This is a genomic window from Micrococcus sp. H39-S4 (assembly GCF_027158145.1).
GTDB classification, from domain to species: Bacteria; Actinomycetota; Actinomycetes; order Actinomycetales; family Micrococcaceae; genus Micrococcus; species Micrococcus luteus.
Genome location: NZ_JAPVLT010000008.1, coordinates 49,673 through 65,977, shown reverse-complemented (window position 1 = coordinate 65,977; position 16,305 = coordinate 49,673). Strand labels below are relative to the sequence as shown.

The 16,305-nt window shown below is 75.0% G+C and carries 17 protein-coding genes; 6 read left to right on the top strand and 11 right to left on the bottom strand.

Annotated features, from left to right (window positions below; genetic code table 11):
- Positions 1–21: 21 nt before the first annotated feature.
- Positions 22–1,017, top strand: a complete 996-nt coding sequence (locus O3T09_RS09125; RefSeq protein ID WP_049147022.1) for a hypothetical protein — start codon at positions 22–24, stop codon at positions 1,015–1,017.
- Positions 1,018–1,135: 118 nt separating this feature from the next.
- Positions 1,136–2,146, top strand: coding sequence for a bile acid:sodium symporter family protein (locus O3T09_RS09120; RefSeq protein WP_020625623.1), 1,011 nt, complete (start codon positions 1,136–1,138; stop codon positions 2,144–2,146).
- 158 nt (positions 2,147–2,304) lie between these two features.
- Here O3T09_RS09120 and O3T09_RS09115 read toward each other — a convergent pair whose 3' ends face one another.
- A complete protein-coding gene (locus tag O3T09_RS09115) occupies positions 2,305–4,839 on the bottom strand; it encodes an FtsX-like permease family protein (protein WP_020625622.1) in 2,535 nt (844 codons plus the stop codon).
- A gap of 2 nt (positions 4,840–4,841) precedes the next feature.
- Positions 4,842–5,684: an ABC transporter ATP-binding protein gene (locus O3T09_RS09110; RefSeq protein ID WP_020625621.1), complete on the bottom strand. Its 843-nt coding sequence runs from the start codon at positions 5,682–5,684 to the stop codon at positions 4,842–4,844.
- 165 nt (positions 5,685–5,849) lie between these two features.
- Here O3T09_RS09110 and O3T09_RS09105 point away from each other — a divergent pair, with 165 nt between their 5' ends.
- Positions 5,850–6,425 carry a TetR/AcrR family transcriptional regulator gene (locus O3T09_RS09105; RefSeq protein WP_020625620.1) on the top strand — a complete coding sequence of 192 codons (576 nt, stop codon included), beginning with the start codon at positions 5,850–5,852 and terminating at the stop codon, positions 6,423–6,425.
- Between the two features lie 13 nt (positions 6,426–6,438).
- Here O3T09_RS09105 and O3T09_RS09100 read toward each other — a convergent pair whose 3' ends face one another.
- The 4 genes from O3T09_RS09100 to O3T09_RS09085 all read right to left on the bottom strand — a co-directional run bounded on the left by O3T09_RS09100 (position 6,439) and on the right by O3T09_RS09085 (position 10,165).
- Positions 6,439–6,705, bottom strand: a complete 267-nt coding sequence (locus O3T09_RS09100) for a hypothetical protein (RefSeq protein WP_020625619.1) — start codon at positions 6,703–6,705, stop codon at positions 6,439–6,441.
- A gap of 370 nt (positions 6,706–7,075) precedes the next feature.
- Positions 7,076–7,768 carry a response regulator gene (locus O3T09_RS09095; RefSeq protein WP_020625618.1) on the bottom strand — a complete coding sequence of 231 codons (693 nt, stop codon included), beginning with the start codon at positions 7,766–7,768 and terminating at the stop codon, positions 7,076–7,078.
- A 38-nt stretch (positions 7,769–7,806) separates the two neighbouring features.
- Positions 7,807–9,147: a sensor histidine kinase gene (locus O3T09_RS09090; protein WP_043280158.1), complete on the bottom strand. Its 1,341-nt coding sequence runs from the start codon at positions 9,145–9,147 to the stop codon at positions 7,807–7,809.
- A 10-nt stretch (positions 9,148–9,157) separates the two neighbouring features.
- The gene (locus O3T09_RS09085) at positions 9,158–10,165 is read right to left on the bottom strand and encodes an IS481 family transposase (RefSeq protein ID WP_043279157.1); all 1,008 of its coding nucleotides are present in this window, start codon (positions 10,163–10,165) and stop codon (positions 9,158–9,160) included.
- A gap of 165 nt (positions 10,166–10,330) precedes the next feature.
- Between O3T09_RS09085 and O3T09_RS09080 the strand changes: the two genes are divergently transcribed.
- The gene (locus tag O3T09_RS09080) at positions 10,331–10,771 is read left to right on the top strand and encodes a hotdog fold thioesterase (protein ID WP_020624653.1); all 441 of its coding nucleotides are present in this window, start codon (positions 10,331–10,333) and stop codon (positions 10,769–10,771) included.
- Positions 10,768–11,085 (top strand): putative quinol monooxygenase, encoded by a 318-nt coding sequence (locus O3T09_RS09075; RefSeq protein ID WP_020624654.1) that lies wholly within the window; start codon positions 10,768–10,770, stop codon positions 11,083–11,085. The genes O3T09_RS09080 and O3T09_RS09075 overlap by 4 nt, the downstream gene beginning before the upstream one ends.
- 147 nt (positions 11,086–11,232) lie before the next feature.
- Here O3T09_RS09075 and O3T09_RS09070 read toward each other — a convergent pair whose 3' ends face one another.
- On the bottom strand, positions 11,233–11,790 hold the full coding sequence (locus tag O3T09_RS09070; RefSeq protein ID WP_144819170.1) for an SRPBCC family protein: 558 nt from the start codon (positions 11,788–11,790) through the stop codon (positions 11,233–11,235).
- 110 nt (positions 11,791–11,900) lie between these two features.
- Between O3T09_RS09070 and O3T09_RS09065 the strand changes: the two genes are divergently transcribed.
- Positions 11,901–12,314: a DUF4259 domain-containing protein gene (locus O3T09_RS09065; RefSeq protein WP_036316745.1), complete on the top strand. Its 414-nt coding sequence runs from the start codon at positions 11,901–11,903 to the stop codon at positions 12,312–12,314.
- Between the two features lie 51 nt (positions 12,315–12,365).
- Here the strand turns inward: O3T09_RS09065 and O3T09_RS09060 are convergent, their stop codons facing one another.
- From O3T09_RS09060 to O3T09_RS09045, 4 genes are read right to left on the bottom strand one after another with little or no spacing between them, the layout of a single operon-like run.
- A complete protein-coding gene (locus O3T09_RS09060) occupies positions 12,366–14,846 on the bottom strand; it encodes a heavy metal translocating P-type ATPase (protein ID WP_144819169.1) in 2,481 nt (826 codons plus the stop codon).
- 4 nt (positions 14,847–14,850) lie between these two features.
- Positions 14,851–15,069: a heavy-metal-associated domain-containing protein gene (locus tag O3T09_RS09055; RefSeq protein ID WP_100058589.1), complete on the bottom strand. Its 219-nt coding sequence runs from the start codon at positions 15,067–15,069 to the stop codon at positions 14,851–14,853.
- A gap of 41 nt (positions 15,070–15,110) precedes the next feature.
- Positions 15,111–15,491 (bottom strand): metal-sensitive transcriptional regulator, encoded by a 381-nt coding sequence (locus tag O3T09_RS09050; RefSeq protein WP_100058590.1) that lies wholly within the window; start codon positions 15,489–15,491, stop codon positions 15,111–15,113.
- A gap of 40 nt (positions 15,492–15,531) precedes the next feature.
- Positions 15,532–16,299: an arsenate-mycothiol transferase ArsC gene (locus O3T09_RS09045; RefSeq protein WP_102708756.1), complete on the bottom strand. Its 768-nt coding sequence runs from the start codon at positions 16,297–16,299 to the stop codon at positions 15,532–15,534.
- Positions 16,300–16,305 lie beyond the last annotated feature (6 nt).

The window sequence follows — 16,305 nt, the reverse complement described above, 5'->3', positions numbered from 1 at the left end:
GGAGCGAGCAGGATCGGGGCCATGCGCGTGCCCGGACCCTTCCCCGCCCACCTCCAGGACGCCCCGTTCACGCGGGCGCAGGCGCTGGCCGCCGGGGTGTCCGGGTCGCGGCTGCGCAGCCGGGACGTCGAACGCGTCGCGCACGGCCACTACCGCTGGATCGGCCCCGTCACCGGGGCGACGCCGCCCGCGCGTCCCCTCGCCACCGAGCTGTCCCGGCTGCAGGACCTGGCGGCGATGCGTCCCGACGTCGTGGTGACCGGAGAGTCCGTGGCCCGGTTGCTGGGCTGGCCCCTCCCGGACGACGTGAAGGCCCGGGTGCGTCCTACCGTCCTGCGGTCCCGCACCCGCCGGGTGCTACGGGAGCCCGGCGTGCGCACCCGGCTCGTGGACCTGGACCGCGTCCTCGTGCGGAGGGACCGGCTGCACGGGCTGCGATGGACCTCGCACGCCGACACCTGGTTCCACCTGGCCACCGTCCTGGACCGAGACGCGCTCGTGGCGGTCGGAGATCGGCTGGCACGGGAGGACGAACGGCGGGGGAAGGTCGCGCTGGCCACCCGCCGGGAGCTCGGCGCCGCGCTCGAGCGGCACACCGGCGAGGCCGGGATCGTGCGGGCGCGGGAGGCGCTCGCGCTCGTGCGCACCGGTTCCGACTCCCCGGCCGAGACCGAACTGCGCCTGGCGCTGATGGCCGCGGGGCTGCCCGAGCCGGACCTGCAGATCGAGCTCTGGGACCCGGACTACTCGCTGTGGCACCCCGCCAGCGCGGACCTCGGCTACCGGCGGTGGCGGATCGCGATCCACTACGAGGGCAAGACCCACGACGGCGCCGCGCAGGTCGGCAAGGACACCCGCCGGGACGCGGTGTTCCTGCGTCAGGGCTGGCTCAACATCCGGGTGGCGGGGACGGACCGGTGGCGGGGATTCGTCGAGACGGCGGCGCTGGTGCGGGCCGCGATCGCGGAGCGTGGCGGTCTCGACGCCGGTGGCGCGGAGGATCGTCTGCGGAACTGACCCTTCTGGGGCGGGAGCGGACGTCCAGAAGGGTCAGGGGCGCAGAAGATTCCGGAAGGCCGACGACGGCGCCGCGTCACGCGACGACGCACCGCGGCCCCGCTCTTACCATGACGGGATGACCGCACCGGATCCCGCCCCCACCGACGCCCGCCGCGCGGAAGACCGCTCCGCCCGCATCGCCGTCACCGTCTTCCCGCTGCTGGTGCTCGCCGCCGCGCTCGTGGGCTTCCTCGCCCCGACCGCCGCGAAGACGCTGCTGCCCCAGGTCAACCTGTTCCTCGGGATCATCATGTTCGGCATGGGCCTGACGCTGACCCTTCCGGACTTCGGCCTCGTCGCCCGCCGGCCGCTGCCCGTGCTGCTGGGCGTGGTGGCGCAGTACGCGATCATGCCGCTGCTGGGGCTCGGCGTCGCCGTCGTGCTCCAGCTGCCGCCCGAGCTCGCGGCGGGCGTGATCCTCGTGGGCTCGGCCCCGGGCGGCACGTCCTCGAACGTGGTCAGCTACCTCGCCCGCGCCGACACCGCCCTCTCCGTGGCCATGACCTCCGTGTCCACGCTCCTGGCCCCGCTGCTCACGCCGCTGCTCACCCTGTGGCTGGCCGGCCAGTACATGGCCGTCGACGGCGGCGCCATGGCCAAGTCCATCGTGAACATCGTGCTCCTGCCGGTCCTAGGCGGACTCGTCGTGCGCCTGCTGCTGCGCCGCGTCGTCGACCGCGTGCTGCCCGCCCTGCCGTGGGTCTCGGTGGTGTTCATCGCGCTGGTGGTGGCCGCCGTCGTCGGCAACAGCGCCTCCCGCGTGCTGTCGGCGGGCCTGCTGGTGTTCGCAGCGGTGGTGCTGCACAACGGGCTCGGCTACCTGCTCGGCTACGGCGCGGCGAAGCTGTTCCGGCTGCCCACGCCCGTGGCGCGCACGGTCTCGATCGAGGTCGGCATGCAGAACTCGGGCCTGGCCGCGGGCCTCGCCGCGCAGTACATCTCGCCGGCGGCAGCCCTGCCGGGCGCCGTGTTCTCGATCTGGCACAACCTCTCCGGGGCCGTGCTCGCGATGGCCTACCGCCGTTCCGACGGCCGCAGGGCCGCGGGCGCCCCCGGCTCGGCCCCGGCGAATCGTCTGCGGAACTGACCCTTCTGAGGCGGGATCAGACCCCCCAGAAGGGTCAGTTCCGCAGACGATTCCGGACGGTCGACGACGACGCCGGCCGCCGGGCAGCGCGCGAGTGAGGGCCGTGGCGTGGCCCGGCTCACACCGTGGCCCGCCCGCTCACACCGCGCCCCGCTCGCTCACACCGCGGCCAGGCCCGCCACGGGGCTCAGCCGGGCCGCCCGACGCGCGGGCAGCAGCGACGCCGCCAGGCCGGCCAGCGCCGCCACGGCCACCACCAGCCCGAGCTCGAGCCACGGCACGGCCGGGCGCACCGCGGTCCCGGCGCCCGCGGTCGCGGAGAGGTCGGCGAGGACCAGCTGCGCCCCCGCCCAGCCGTAGCACACCCCGAGGGCGCAGCCCAGCACGGCGGCCACGGCCGCGATCAGCACGGCCTCGATCGCGATCGCCCCGCGCAGTCCGCCTCGCGTCAGGCCGAGGGCCCGCAGCAGCGCGTTCTCGCGCGTCCGCTCGATTACGGACAGGCTCAGCGTGTTCGCCACGCCGATCAGCGCGATCAGCACGGACACCGCCAGCAGCGCCACCACGATCCCGAGCATCGCGTCGATGATCCGGGCGTAGAGCGCGCGCTCGCCGGCCCCGCCGTCGATCACGGCCGCCCCGGCGCCCGCGGCCCGGGTCACGTCCTCGCTCAGGCCCTGCAGGCGGTCGACGGGGACACCGGGGTCGAGCGCGATGAGCAGCTGGCCCGGCACGGCGGCGTCCGCGGTCCCGTCCCACCCGGCCTCGCGCAGCGGCTCGGCCGCCACGTACACGCCGGAGCTCAGCGAGCCGGCGCGCACCGGGACGAACGTCCGCGCGGCCCCCGCCACCTCAGCGCGGACCTGATCCGTGTCGACCCAGTCGGGCACGAGCGCCGTGCCGGGGTCGCCGAGGCCGGTCACGGCCTCGGGCAGGCGCGCGACGACGGCGCGCAGGTCCGCGGCCGGCGTCGCCAGCACGGGGGACCCGTTCTCCGTGGCGCCCACCGGGGTGGCCAGGGCCACCGCCTGCACGTCCGCCGTCGCGGCGACGGCCTCGGCCGCGTGGGCCGGGTCCGCGTCGGCGGGCAGCTGCACCACGAGGTCCACCGGGTAGGCGGTGTCCAGGGCGAGGGCCGTCTGCTCCTGGGCGGTGCGCCCGCCGGTGAGGAACAGCGCCACGAGGGTGGTGCCCACGAGCAGGGCCGCGGCGGTGGCAGCGGTCCGGGACCGGTGGCGCACCGCGTTCAGCCCGGCCAGGTGCCCGGGGACGCCGGCCGGACGCGCCAGCACGGCCGCCCCCCGCACCGCGGCGGGCACGAACAGCCGTGCCAGCAGGAGCACGCCCACGAAGGACAGCGCGCCGCCGCCGATCGCTGAGACCGGCTCCCGGACGGACACACCCCCCAGCATGAGCGCGGTGCCGCCGACGGCCAGCACCAGCCCGATCGCCGTGCGGACCCGGCCGCCGCGCGATCCGGCGGTCACCTCGTCCTTGGGCCGCAGGGCCTCGAGCGGGGCGACGCGCGTCGCGGCCACCGCGGGGGCCAGCGCGGCCAGGACCGTCACCGCCACACCCACGGCCACCGAGACGGCGAGCCCGGCCGGGTGCAGACCGAACGTGAGGAACGGCAGGTCCAGCATCTCGCGGGCGGCCGCGGCCACGCCGGCCACGATCGCCACGGCGAGCCCGGCGCCCAGCACGGAGCCCACCACGCCCACGACGGCGGCCTCGGTCAGCACGGAGGCCCGCACCTGGGCCGTTGTCGCGCCGATGGTGCGCAGCAGCGCGAGGTCACGGGTGCGCTGGGCCACGAGCACCTGGAAGGTGTTCGCGATGACCAGCGCGGTCACCAGCAGGGCCAGCGCCGCGAAGCCGCCGAGCACCCAGCCCAGCAGGTCGGTGCCGCCGCTCAGCTGCGTCACCGCCGAGCGCACGGCCTCGTCCGGGGTCGCGACGTCGACGTCCACCCCGGCCGCGGTGGCCTCGGCGCGGGCGGCCTCGGCGACGGCGGGGACGTCCGCTCCGTCGGCCAGGCGCAGCAGCAGGTGGGGGGTGAACCCGGCCTCCCCGTCCTGGCCCTGCACCGCGGTCAGCGCCGCGGGTGAGGCCCACACCTGTGCCTGCCCGGAGAGCATCGGGTCGGGGGAGGGCTGGGTCAGGCCCGTGACCACCGCGTCCACCGGCGTGGTGGCCGGGGCGGGCCCGGACTCGCTCGCCAGCGTGACGACGTCGCCCACGGCCACTCCGTGCCGGTCCGCGGTCTGCGTGTCGAGGGTGACGCCGCGGGCGTCGTCGGCGGCGGGCAGGGCGCCGGCGGTCACGGTCAGGCCCGCCAGGGCCGGGTCGCGGGGCAGGGGCATTACCGTGGTGCCGAACTCGGCGTCCGCGGCGCGGGCCGTCGCCCACGCCATCCGCAGGGCGTACGCCTCCTCGACGCCGTCCAGGCGGGCCAGCGGGCCGGGCTCGGCGGAGGTGCCGGCGAGGTCGGAGATGTCCTTGGACCCGCCCGGCAGGACCACGAGGTCGGCGTCGGCGTAGGTGCTGCCGAGCGTGGCGCGCAGGGTGGCCTGCGCCGTCGAGGAGACGAGGAAGGAGGCCGCGAGGAACAGGGTGCCGATCAGGATGGCCAGCACCAGGGAGACGTAGCGGCGCGGCTGGGTGCGCAGCTGGGAGAGGGCGACGGTCCACACGGTCAGCGCACCCCGCCCTCGGCCGGGGCGGACAGGGCGGTCAGGGCCGCGGTGACGGACTCGACGGTGGGGTCCACGAGCTCACCGGCCAGGCGGCCGTCCGCGAGCAGCACGACGCGGTCGGCGGCGGAGGCGGCCACGGGGTCGTGGGTGACCATGATGACGGTCTGGCCCATCTCCCGCGCGGACCGGCGCAGCAGGCCGAGCACCTCGGTGGAGGTGGCGGTGTCCAGGTTGCCGGTGGGCTCGTCCCCGAACACGACGTCCGGTCGGGTGAGCAGGGCGCGGGCGACGGCGACGCGCTGCTGCTGACCGCCCGAGAGCTCGTGCGGGCGGTGGCCCAGCCGGTCCGCGAGGCCCAGTGCCCGGGTGATCTCGTCCAGCCAGGCGCGGTCCGGGGTGCGGCCGGCCAGCTCGAGCGGCAGCACGATGTTCTGTTCGGCCGTGAGCGTGGGCACGAGGTTGAAGGCCTGGAACACGAAGCCCACGCGGTCGCGACGCAGCCGGGTCAGGGCGGTGTCGTCCAGCCCGGTGATCTCGGTGCCGCCGATCCTCACGGAGCCCGAGGTCGGCGCGTCCAGCCCGGCCAGGCAGTGCATGAGCGTCGACTTGCCCGAGCCCGAGGGCCCCATGATCGCGGTGAACGCGCCCGAGGCGAAGTCCACGTCCACCCCGCGCAGGGCGTGCACCTGCGCGTCACCGCGCCCGTAGGCGCGGGTGAGGCCGCGGGCGCAGACGGCGGGCGCCGTCGTCGTGGTGGCGGACGACGACGGCGTGCCCGGCCCCGGCGCGACGGGGCCGGCGGTCGTGGGGGAGGCGGGGTGTGCGGAGGAAGCGGTGTCCATGGCGGCCACTCTCCCGCCCGGACCCGGCGGAGCGGATCGGAGGAGGGGACCACCTCCGTCGGCGGCGGGTCATGCCTGGGGATGAGGCGGGCCACCGGGGCGTGGGCCCGAGGGCGTCAAGTCCCCGCCGCCGGGCGGTGCGGGGTGGAGTGGGATGATGGGGACATGAGAGCCAACGCCCGCGCCAACCGCCAGGACCTGCTGGCGGCCGCCGGCCGTCTCATCGCCACCCAGGGGGCGGCGATGTCCCTGCGCGGGGTGGCGCAGGAGGCCGGGGTCGGCGTGGGGACGCTGTACCGGCACTTCCCCACGCGTCGGGATCTGCTGGACGCCGTGCTCGAGGACGTCGTGGCCCGCACCGGGGGGATCCTGCAGGCCTTCCTCGACGGGGTGGGCGGGGACGGGCACGGCGGTGGGACCGAGGCGCGGTGGCGGAGGCTCGCGGAGGACCTGGGGGCCGTGAACCTGGCCTCGCTCGCGGCGGCCCGGGACGACTTCGACCCCGCCGACCGGCCGCCCGAGGCCCTCATCGCCGAGGCCGAGCGTGTGATCCTCGAGCTCGCGGACCAGGTGGTGGCCGAGGCGCGGCGGGCCGGGCTCGTGGGCCCGGACGTGACCGGGGCGGACTACCTGTTCGGCCTGCTCATGGTCACCCGGTCGCCGGAGTGCGCGCTGCTGGGCCACGGCCCGGACCAGCGGGGCTGGCTGCTGGACACGTACCTGCGCGGCCTGCGGCCCTGAGGGCGCGGCCGGGTCAGTCGCCCGGGGCGTCGTCCTCCAGGACGGGGCGGGCGGTGGCCCACGCGACGGCGCCGGCGAGCAGGCCGGCGCCCGCGGTGAGCGCCAGGCGGAGCAGCCCCTCGACCCCCGTGAACAGGCTCAGGCCCAGCATCACGACGGCGGCCGTCACCAGCGCCACGAAGAAGGCCACGCATTCACTGTCCCGCTGCGCCTGCTCGGCGGCTGGGTCGGAGGCGCGGGACGTCGTCGGGGTGGGGTGGTCCAGGATGCTGCCGGTCATGGTGCCTCTCCTCCAGTGCGCGTCGGGCCGGGGCGGCCATCGGCGCGTGCACCCCGGCGGCGGACCCGCTGCGGGGCCTGCGTCCAGCATCGCGGAGGGGGTGGGCGCACCGGCAGGGCCATGAGGATGAACCTCGGGGCGTCCGACTCATACCCAGGTATGACCTGTGATTGTGCTGGCAGGCGCCTGGGGAGTGGCTCAGGGAAGGGCCCCGCCGCCCCGGCCGACCGCCCCGGCCGACCGTCGAGGCCGGCCGTTGAGGCCCGCAGACACGCCGCTACGACGACGGCGTAGCGGCGTGTCTGCGGGCCTCGACGAGGGGTGGGGCAGGGGCTAGGGCGGGGGCTGCAGGGCGTGCCGGAACGGCGGGTCAGAACTGCACGAGGCCCGCGCGGTGGGCGATGAGCACGGCCTGCACGCGGTCGCGGGCGCCGAGCTTGGCCAGCACCCGGCCGACGTGCGTCTTCACCGTGGCCTCGGAGAGCACGAGCTCGGCGGCGATCTCCAGATTCGCGGCGCCCTGCGCCATGAGCACCAGCACCTCGTGCTCGCGCGGGGTCAGCGACGCCACGGCCGCCTGCTGCTCCTCGCACTCGGCGCTGCGGACCTGGTCCGAGCGCAGACGCGGGGCCATGTGCGTCAGGAGCCGGCGCGTCGTGGACGGGGCGATCACGGCGTCGCCCCGGTGCACCGTGCGGATCGCGGCGAGCAGCTCCTCGGGCGGGGCGTCCTTGAGCAGGAAGCCGCTGGCGCCCGCCTCGATCGCGTCGAAGGCGTACTCGTCCAGGTCGAAGGTGGTCAGCACCACGACGCGCGGGGCGTCCGGCCGGCGCAGCAGCGCGCGGGTGGCCTCGATGCCGTCCATCTCCGGCATGCGCACGTCCATCAGCACGACGTCGGCGCCCGCCACGGACACCGACGCCACCGCCTCGCGCCCGCTGCCCGCCTCCGCCACGACCGTCAGGTCCGGCTGCGAGTCCACGAGCATGGCCAGCCCGGACCGGATCAACGCCTGGTCGTCCACCAGGGCCACGCGGACGGGGGCGGTCTCCTCGGAGCTCATGGGGTCATCCTCTCAAGTCGGGCGGGGGCGGCCACCCCTCACACCGCCGAGTACGGCAGGTGGGCGGACACGCGGTACCCGGTCCCGACGCGCGGCCCCGTCTCGAGCGTCCCGCCGAACAGGGCCGCCCGCTCGGCGGCCCCCCGCAGACCCTGGCCGCTTCCCCGGGTGGCGGGGTCGGCGGCGGCGCCGCAGCCGTCGTCGTCGATCTGCAGGTCCAGGCCGCGCGCCGTCCAGGCGAGCGTGGCGAACGCGTCCGCGTCCGGCCCGCCGTGGCGCAGCGTGTTGGTGAGCGCCTCCTGCACGATCCGGTACGCGGCCAGCTCACCGCCCGCCGGCAGCGCACGGCGGGGCGTGTCGGTCTCCAGCAGGGACACCTCGAGTCCGGACAGCCGCATCGTCTCCACGAGCGCGGGCAGGTCCGCGAGCCGCGGCTGGGGTCGGCGGCCCGGGGGTAGGCGGGTGCCGCGGCCGTCGGGGGAGGCGACGACGGCGGCGGGACGGCGGGCGTCGTCGTCCGTCACGCCGGGCACCCCGGCCACGGTCTCGCCGGTCTCGCGGAGCACGCCGAGCAGCTGGCGCATGTCCGCGAGCGCGGAGCGGCCGGTCTGGCCGATGGTCTCGAGCGCGGTGACCGCGAGCGCGGGCTTGGCGGCGGCGGCGTACCGGGCGCCGTCGGCCTGGGAGATGACCACCTGCAGGGAGTGGGCGACGATGTCGTGCATCTCCCGGGCGATGTGGCTGCGCTCGTCGGCGGCGGCGAGCTCGCGCTCCTGCCGGGACTGCACCTCGAGGCGGTGGGCGCGGTCCTCGAGGGCGCGCACGGCGAGGCGGCGGTTGCGCACGACGTCGCCGAACGCCCACGCGGTGAGCACCACGAGCCCGCAGCCGATCGCCATGATGACCATGGCCAGCGGCTCCGCGGGGGAGCGGACGGTGAGGCCGTCGGGGGTGACGAACTGCGCCGGGAACAGCCACACCTTCACCCCGTTGGCCACGCCGCCGACCAGCCCCAGGAGGAGCCCGGCCACGGAGACGCTCCGGGGCGCGTTCGCGGCGAGGTTGTAGACGGTGAGCGGCACCATCAGCAGGGACAGGCTGAACTCGGGCCCGGCGAGCAGGTGCAGGACGGCCGCGGCCGTCACGACGGCGGCCGAGGCCACCGGGCGCACCCGACGCACGGCCCACGGCAGGACCATGCCGGCCCCGGCCAGGAGGGAGACGGCCGTCTGCCGGCCCTGGGGGTCCGGGGCGACCATCGGCCCGAGCGCGATCCACGGCAGCGCCACGAGCACGGTGAACAGTGCCGCGGCGGCCATCACGTCGGTGCGCACGGGGTGCAGGCGCGTCCACTGGTCGAGGCGGCGCAGGGGGTTCACGCGGGCCAGCCTAGGTGTAGGAGGGCATGACGTTGTTGACTCGGGCCGGTGCCAACGAGGCCGGCGGGGCGTTCCCGCAGGAGGTATGAGGCCGATGGTAGTTGTAGTGGTTCACCCACACGGCCAGCGCCTCACGCCGAGCTGTCTCTGAGGTATACGGGCGGGCGTAGAGGACCTCATCGACCATCAGCCGGTTGTACCTCTCCACCTTCCCGTTATGGCGCGGGGTGTAGGGGCGGATCCGGTGGTGCCGGCCCCCGAGCGAGACCACCTTGGCGGTGAAGTCCGCAGCCCGGTAGTTGTTTCCGTTGTCCGTGATCACCCGGTCCACGGTGATGCCGTGGGCGGCGAAGAACGCCCTCGCCCGGCAGTAGAAGCTCACGGTCGTGGCCGCCCGCTCGTCCTCCAACGCCTCGGTGTAGGCCAGCCGGGTGAACCCGTCGATCGCCGAGTGCAGATAGGTGTACCCGACCCGCCGGCCAGGCCCGCGCTTGGAAGCACGGCCTGCTTCACTTTCACGTCCGTGGGTGCGCCAGCCGCCCCCGTCTGGGATCTTCCCGATCTTCTTCACGTCCAGGTGCACCATGTGCCCCGGCCCTCTCGCGGTGATCTTCTGGGGTCGTTGGCGCAGGTCTTCTCCGGCCGGGGTCAGGTCCCGTAGGCGGGAGATCCCGAGTCGGTGCAGCCACCGTCCCACGGTACGAAGACACACCCGGTGGCCCTCGGAGACGAGGTAGTGATGGATGCGCCGTGCGGACCACTTGCGCTCCCGCCGCAGGGCGTGGATCTGGGCGACCAAGACCGGATCGAGCTGGGCAGGTGAACGGTGCGGCCGGCTGGGCAGGTCCTGAAGGCCGGCTTCTCCCTGGGCGCGGTAGCGGGCGACCCAAGTGGCCACCGTGGGCCGGCTCACCCGGAACTCGGCGGCCACGTGCGCCTGCGGGATCCCGTCGTGCAGGTGGCGGTGGACCATCCTGAGACGGCCGGTGGGAGTCAGGGGTGCGTTAGCGTGAGTCATGAGCGGGTCTCTTCTGGCAGGTCGGTGGTGTAGGAACTTCCATCCTGCGGGAGAGGCCCACTCGTCTCATCTCAGCCCGGTACCCATGTCAAGAACCTCATGACCCACAACACCTAGGCGCGGGGCGGCGCGACCTGCGACACAGACCTGCGACACAATGGGCCCATGACTGAGACCCCCCAGAGCTCGTCCGGCCAGAGCCGGGACGAGATCCTCGCCCGCCTCGAGGAGATCTACGCGAACGACCCCGCGGTGCGCGAGCACGGCGTCACCCTCGGCGAGGTGGCCGAGGGGCGCGTGGTGCTGCACCGCGACGTCACCGCGGACATGGTGAACTCCCACGAGATCTGCCACGGCGGCTTCCTGTTCCACCTCGCGGACTCGGCGCTGGCGTACTGCGTGGCGACCTTCGGCGCCGCCCCCGTCACCCGGCGCGCCGAGATCACCTACGTGGCGCCCGCCAGGCTCGGCGCGCACCTCGTGGCGACCGCCCGCCAGTCGGTGGAGTTCGGCCGCGACCGCATGATCGAGGTCGGCATCGAGGCGGACGGCCAGCTCGTCGCCTGGTTCACCGGCCACTCCACGAGCCCGCGGGTGCACGCGTGAGCGCCGGGCAGGACGCGACGACGGCCGGGCCGGTCGTCGAGTCGGTGGAGCTGCACGTGGCCGCGGGGGCGGAGGCGGCGTTCGAGGCCGCCGTCGCCGAGGCCGAGCCGCTGTTCCGGGACAAGGGCGCGACGTCCTTCGCACTGTCCCGGCAGGTGGAGGACCCGGCGCGCTACCGGCTGCTGATCGGCTGGCGCACGCTCGAGGACCACACCGTGGCCTTCCGCGAGTCCGACGCGTTCCTCGCGTGGCGTGCGCTCGTCACCCCGCACCTGGCGCAGCCGCCGGCCGCGACCCACTGGTCCGCCGTCTGACCCCCGCACCCCCCCGCTTTCGTTCGGGAAACGGCGGTCGTCAGCGCGTTTTCGTTCGGGAAACGGCGCGAGGGCTGACCTTTTCCCGCACGAAAGTGCGCCGACACGCCGCCGTTTCCCGAACGAAAGTGCGGAGACGCGGTCGGTTCAGAGGTGGCGGCCCGCCAGCCGCGTGAGGCTCGACTGGATGCCCCGCCCGTTGTCCGCCGGCACGCGCAGCAGCTCGTACGCGCGGCGCACGGCCGGCCGGGCCCACGAGTAGTCGAAGGTCTCGGTGACCTCGGTGGTGCCGTCCCCGTTGTCCTGGAACGCCCAGCGCCACCGGTGTCCGCCCGGGTGGGCCCACTCCACGAGCTCGTCCTCGTCCACGGCGGTGGCGGTCAGCGTCATCGTGTACGGCACCCCGTACTTCCGCATGGCCACGCGGAACCGGTCGCCCACGGCCAGCCGGTGCGGCCCGCTCACCTTCGGCCGCACGGTCCCGGACCCGTCCGCCTCGTGATGGCGGTGCGGGTCCGCGAGCATCGCCCACAGCTCGTGCGCCGGCGCGGCCACGGTGGCCCGGTAGGACACCTGGTGCTCGCCGGTCTCCACGCGCTCGGGCCACGCCGCCTGCGGGGCGGCCTGCGGCAGCCCGGACGACGACGGCGCGGCGGCGGACTCGGTCTCGGGGGTGGCGGACGAGGGGGTCGGCTCGGTGCTCATGCCGCCCAGTCTAGGAACCGCCGCGGACACCGGAAGCGGAGGCGACGGCACCCCTCGGCGGGACACCACAGGACTCTTGCCGGGGCCCGCCCCGGGCCTAGGGTCAGGTCATGGGCGCATGGGGCAGAAACGTCTTCCAGAACGACACCGCGCTGGACATCGTGGACGAGGTCCTCGACGGCACCTTCGACCTGGACGAGTTCCGCAAGAACTTCCGTCGCGACGAGGACGAGGGCCACCTGACCGCGAGCCAGGGCGCCGCACTCCTCACCCTCGGGGCGCTCGTGCGGATCGCCCGGAACGAGGACCACGCGGACCTCGAGGCCCTGCTCGAGCACGCGGAGACGGACGAGGTGGACCTCACCGCCTTCATCGACCAGTTCTCGGACGAGGACGTCGAGACCCTGCGCGAGCTGATCGGCGTGGTCATCCGCGAGCCCTCCTGCTCCGAGCTCTACCAGCTCTGGGAGGAGTCCGGGGAGCTCGAGCAGTGGCTCGAGTACTCCCGCGAATGCCTGCCCTGACCGGCCGGCCGGGCCGGGGTGGACCCGGCCCGCGCTCGGCCCCGCCCCGGCTCAGCGCGCGTAGCGGGTGAGCCGCAGCGAGTTCAGCACCACGAGCACGCTCGAGGCCGCCATCGCGCCGCCGGCGATCATCGGGTTGAGCAGGCCCAGGGCCGCGACCGGGATGCCGAGCACGTTGTAGAGGAACGCCCAGAACAGGTTCATCCGGATGATCCCCAGGGTGCGGCGGCTCAGGTCGAGCGCCTGGACCACCTGGTGCAGGTCGTCGCCCATCACGGTGATCTGCGCGGCCTCGCGGGCCACGTCCGTCCCCGAGCCCATGGCGATGCCCATGTCCGCCGCGGCGAGCGCCGGGGCGTCGTTGACGCCGTCGCCCACCATGGCCACCACGGCGCCCTCGGACTGCAGGCGCGTCACCACGTCCACCTTGTCCTCGGGGCGCACGCCGGCCACCACGTCCTCGGCCGGGATCCCGACGGCGGCCGCCACCTGGGTGGCGACGGCGGCGTTGTCCCCGGTCACCAGCAGCGGGCGCAGGCCGAGCTCCTTGAGCCGGGCGATGGCGTCCGCCGAGGTGTCCTTCACGGTGTCCCGGACGGACAGGACGCCCGCCACGCGGCCGCCGACCGCGACCCACACGGCCGTGGCGCCGGCCTGCTCCGCCGCCTCGAACGCGGCCCGGTGCTCGGCGAGGATGCCGCCGTCGAGGGCGGTCTCGAGGACGGAGCCGCGGCCGACGGCCACGCGGACCGGATCCGGGCCGGCGGCGCCGTGCGCGCCGGAGCCGGGTGCGCCGTCGTCGTGGGGGAGGGCGACCAGCCCGGACACGCCGCCGCCGGCCGTGGAGGCGAAGTCCGCCACGCCGGGCACGGTCAGGCCACGCTCCTCGGCGCCGGCCACGATCGCGCGGGCGATCGGGTGCTCGGACCCGCGCTCGACGGCGGCCGCCAGGGTCAGCAGGACGTCGGCGGCCTGGTCCGGCGCCGTTTCGTCAACGAAAGCGCTCCGGGAGGCGCCCGTTTCGGCCACGAAAGCGGGGTCGAGGACGAGCACGTCCGCCAGCGCCATGCGTCCCTCGGTCACGGTGCCGGTCTTGTCCAGCACGATCGTGTCCACGGTGCGCGAGTCCTCGAGCACCTCGGGGCCGCGGATGAGGATGCCCAGCTGCGAGGCGCGGCCGGTGCCGGCCAGGAGGCCGACCGGGGTCGCCAGGCCGAGGGCGCACGGGCACGCGATCACGAGCACGGCCACGCCGGCGCGCAGCGCGGACGGCAGGTCGCCGGTCACGAGCATCCACACCACGAAGGTCAGCACGGCGATCCCGAGCACGATCGGCACGAACACGGCGGAGATCCGGTCGGCCAGCCGGGCCACGCGGGCCTTGCCGGTCTGCGCCTCGGAGACGAGCCGCCCCATCTGGGCGAGCGTCGTGTCCGAGCCGACGCGCGTCGCGCGGGCCACGAGCCGGCCCGAGGTGTTCAGGGTGGCGCCGGTGAGGGCGTCCCCGGGGCCGACCTCCACGGGCACGGACTCGCCCGTGAGCAGGGAGGCGTCCACGGCGGAGGTGCCCTCGAGCACCTCGGCGTCCGTGGGCACCTTCTCGCCGGGGCGGATCAGCACGACGTCGCCCGGCGCGAGGGACTCGGCGGGCACCGTGCGCTCGTCGTGGGTCTCGGGGTCGTAGAGGGTGGCCCGGGCCGCGCCCAGGTCCAGGAGCGCGCGCAGCGCGGCGCCGGCCTCACGCTTGGCGCGGGCCTCGAGCCAGCGGCCCAGCAGCAGGAACGTGGTGATGACTGCGGCCGCCTCGAAGTACAGGCTGTGGTGGGCCATCTCCGCCATGGTCCCGCCCACGTGGGCCGTCATGTCCGGCGCCAGGATCAGCTCCACGGCCGAGAAGAAGAAGGAGACGAGCACGCCCAGGGACACGAGGGTGTCCATCGTCGACGAGCCGTGCCGGGCCGCGCGGAACGCCGCCGAGTGGAACGGCCACGCCGCCCACAGCGCCACGGGTGCCGCCAGGGCGAACGCGACCCAGCCCCAGTGCGGGAACTGCAGCGCCGGGACCATGGAGATCAGCACGAGCGGCACGGTCAGCAGGGCCGCGCCGATCAGGCGGGGCTTCAGCACGTCCTCGCTCGGCCCGTGGGCCATGTGGTCGTGGTGGTCCACGCCGTCATGGTCCGCGGCGTGCTCCTCGCCGTGGCCCTCGCCGTGCTCGGAGGTGTGCGCGTGCCCGCCGTGCCCGGCGTGCCCCGCGTGCCCGGCCGGCGGGGCGGGACGGCGCACCGTGGCGCCGTACCCGGCCTTCTCGACGGCGGCCACGAGCTCCTCGTCCGACACGCCGGCGGGCGCGGTGACGGTGGCCTGTTCGAGCGGCAGGTTCACGGACGCCGTGACGCCCTCGAGCTTGCCCAGCTTGCGTTCGACGCGACCCACGCACGAGGCGCAGGTCATGCCGGTGACGTCCAGGTCGACGCGGCGGGTGGTCTCGTCCGGCGGGCCGGCCGGGGTGGAGGAGGCGGGGTGGGTCATGGGGTCAGGCCTCCACCAGCGTGTAGCCGGCCTCCTCGACGGCGGCGCGCGCGGCGGCGGGGTCGAGGGGGCCCTCGGAGGTGACGGTGGCGGTGGACACGCCCCCGGTGTTCAGGTCGACGTCCACGGCGGAGACGCCGGCGATCTCACCGAGCTCCTCCCGGACGGAGGCGACGCAGTGGCCGCAGGTCATGCCGGTGATCTTCAGGTCGGTGGTGGTCATCTCGAACTCCTCGTGCGGTGGTGGGTGGGCGACGGCGCCGGTCAGCGCAGCAGGCGGCCGAGGGCGGCCGTCGCCTCGGCGACCTTCTCGTCGATGAGCTCGGTGCGGCCCTCCGCCTCGGCCTGCACCGCGGCCTCGGCCACGCAGTGACGCAGGTGCTCCGAGGTGAGGTTCAGGCTGAGGGACTGCAGCGCCTTCGTGACGGCGGCGACCTGCGTGAGGATGTCGATGCAGTACACGTCCTCGTCCACCATGCGGTGGAGGCCGCGCACCTGCCCCTCGATGCGGCGCAGTCGCGCCAGGTGCTTCGCCTTGTCCCGGTGGACTTGGTGCGGGGGCCGGTGGCCGTCGCAGGCGTCCGCCGCGGCGGACGGGAGGGGCGAGGCGGCGGCGGGCGCCGTCGTCGTGCTGTCCGTGCTCATACCCCCTGTTCTATACCCCAGGGGGGTATAGGTCAAGGGGTCAGCCGGCGCGGGTGTCCGCGCTCGGCAGCGGGGCGGCGGCGGCTTCCCCCAGATCGGCGATCAGACCGCGGACCTGCAGGTCCAGGGCGTCGCGCACGCCGCGCACCTGCTCGAGGCTCATGCCGCGGATCGACGGCACGGACCAGTTCTGCACCTGTGCGCCCTCGGGGATCTCGAACGGATCCGCGCCGTCGAAGAGCACCACGATCTCGGCGGCCCGGAGCACGTCCGGGTCCAGACCCTTGGTGTACGTGTGGTGCAGCGGGATGCCGATCTCGTTCATCGCCTCGAACGCGGTGGAGATGACCTCGCCGGCGGGCTCCGTGCCGGCCGAGCGGGCCCTGACCTCGCCGTGGGTGCGGTTCTCGAGCAGGGCCGCGGCCATCTGCGAGCGGCCGGCGTTGCCGTGGCAGACGAACAGCACGCGCGGGTGGCGGGACTCGATGCTGCCCTGGTTGATCGCCCTTGCGCGCAGGCGCGAGGCGGCATGCTGCACCGCGGTGGTCGGCAGCATCTCCGGGTGGCGGCTCGTCGCGGCGAGCTCGGCGTAGGAGTCGAACAGGAGCTGACGCACCGTCGCCTCGTCGGCCACGCCGGGGAAGCGCGCCCTCAGCGGCCCGACCTCCCGCTCCAGCACGTGCGCGGCCATCCCGTGCGGCACGGGGTCCACCGCGGCGAGGGTGTCTGGCGCGGCCGGCGTGTCCAGCGGCATGTCGTCCACCGCCGGTGCGTGATCGGCGTGGGGGTCCGGGGGGATGGGGGCCATGGTGCG

Coding starts and splice junctions, on each gene's coding strand:
- O3T09_RS09055 (WP_100058589.1), bottom strand. CDS start 15,069: ATGACCACCACCGACCTGAAGATCACCGGCATGACCTGCGGCCACTGC.
- O3T09_RS09120 (WP_020625623.1), top strand. CDS start 1,136: ATGACCGCACCGGATCCCGCCCCCACCGACGCCCGCCGCGCGGAAGAC.
- O3T09_RS09060 (WP_144819169.1), bottom strand. CDS start 14,846: ATGACCCACCCCGCCTCCTCCACCCCGGCCGGCCCGCCGGACGAGACC.
- O3T09_RS09065 (WP_036316745.1), top strand. CDS start 11,901: ATGGGCGCATGGGGCAGAAACGTCTTCCAGAACGACACCGCGCTGGAC.
- O3T09_RS09100 (WP_020625619.1), bottom strand. CDS start 6,705: ATGACCGGCAGCATCCTGGACCACCCCACCCCGACGACGTCCCGCGCC.
- O3T09_RS09105 (WP_020625620.1), top strand. CDS start 5,850: ATGAGAGCCAACGCCCGCGCCAACCGCCAGGACCTGCTGGCGGCCGCC.
- O3T09_RS09085 (WP_043279157.1), bottom strand. CDS start 10,165: ATGACTCACGCTAACGCACCCCTGACTCCCACCGGCCGTCTCAGGATG.
- O3T09_RS09045 (WP_102708756.1), bottom strand. CDS start 16,299: ATGGCCCCCATCCCCCCGGACCCCCACGCCGATCACGCACCGGCGGTG.
- O3T09_RS09095 (WP_020625618.1), bottom strand. CDS start 7,768: ATGAGCTCCGAGGAGACCGCCCCCGTCCGCGTGGCCCTGGTGGACGAC.
- O3T09_RS09050 (WP_100058590.1), bottom strand. CDS start 15,491: ATGAGCACGGACAGCACGACGACGGCGCCCGCCGCCGCCTCGCCCCTC.
- O3T09_RS09110 (WP_020625621.1), bottom strand. CDS start 5,684: ATGGACACCGCTTCCTCCGCACACCCCGCCTCCCCCACGACCGCCGGC.
- O3T09_RS09125 (WP_049147022.1), top strand. CDS start 22: ATGCGCGTGCCCGGACCCTTCCCCGCCCACCTCCAGGACGCCCCGTTC.
- O3T09_RS09070 (WP_144819170.1), bottom strand. CDS start 11,790: ATGAGCACCGAGCCGACCCCCTCGTCCGCCACCCCCGAGACCGAGTCC.
- O3T09_RS09080 (WP_020624653.1), top strand. CDS start 10,331: ATGACTGAGACCCCCCAGAGCTCGTCCGGCCAGAGCCGGGACGAGATC.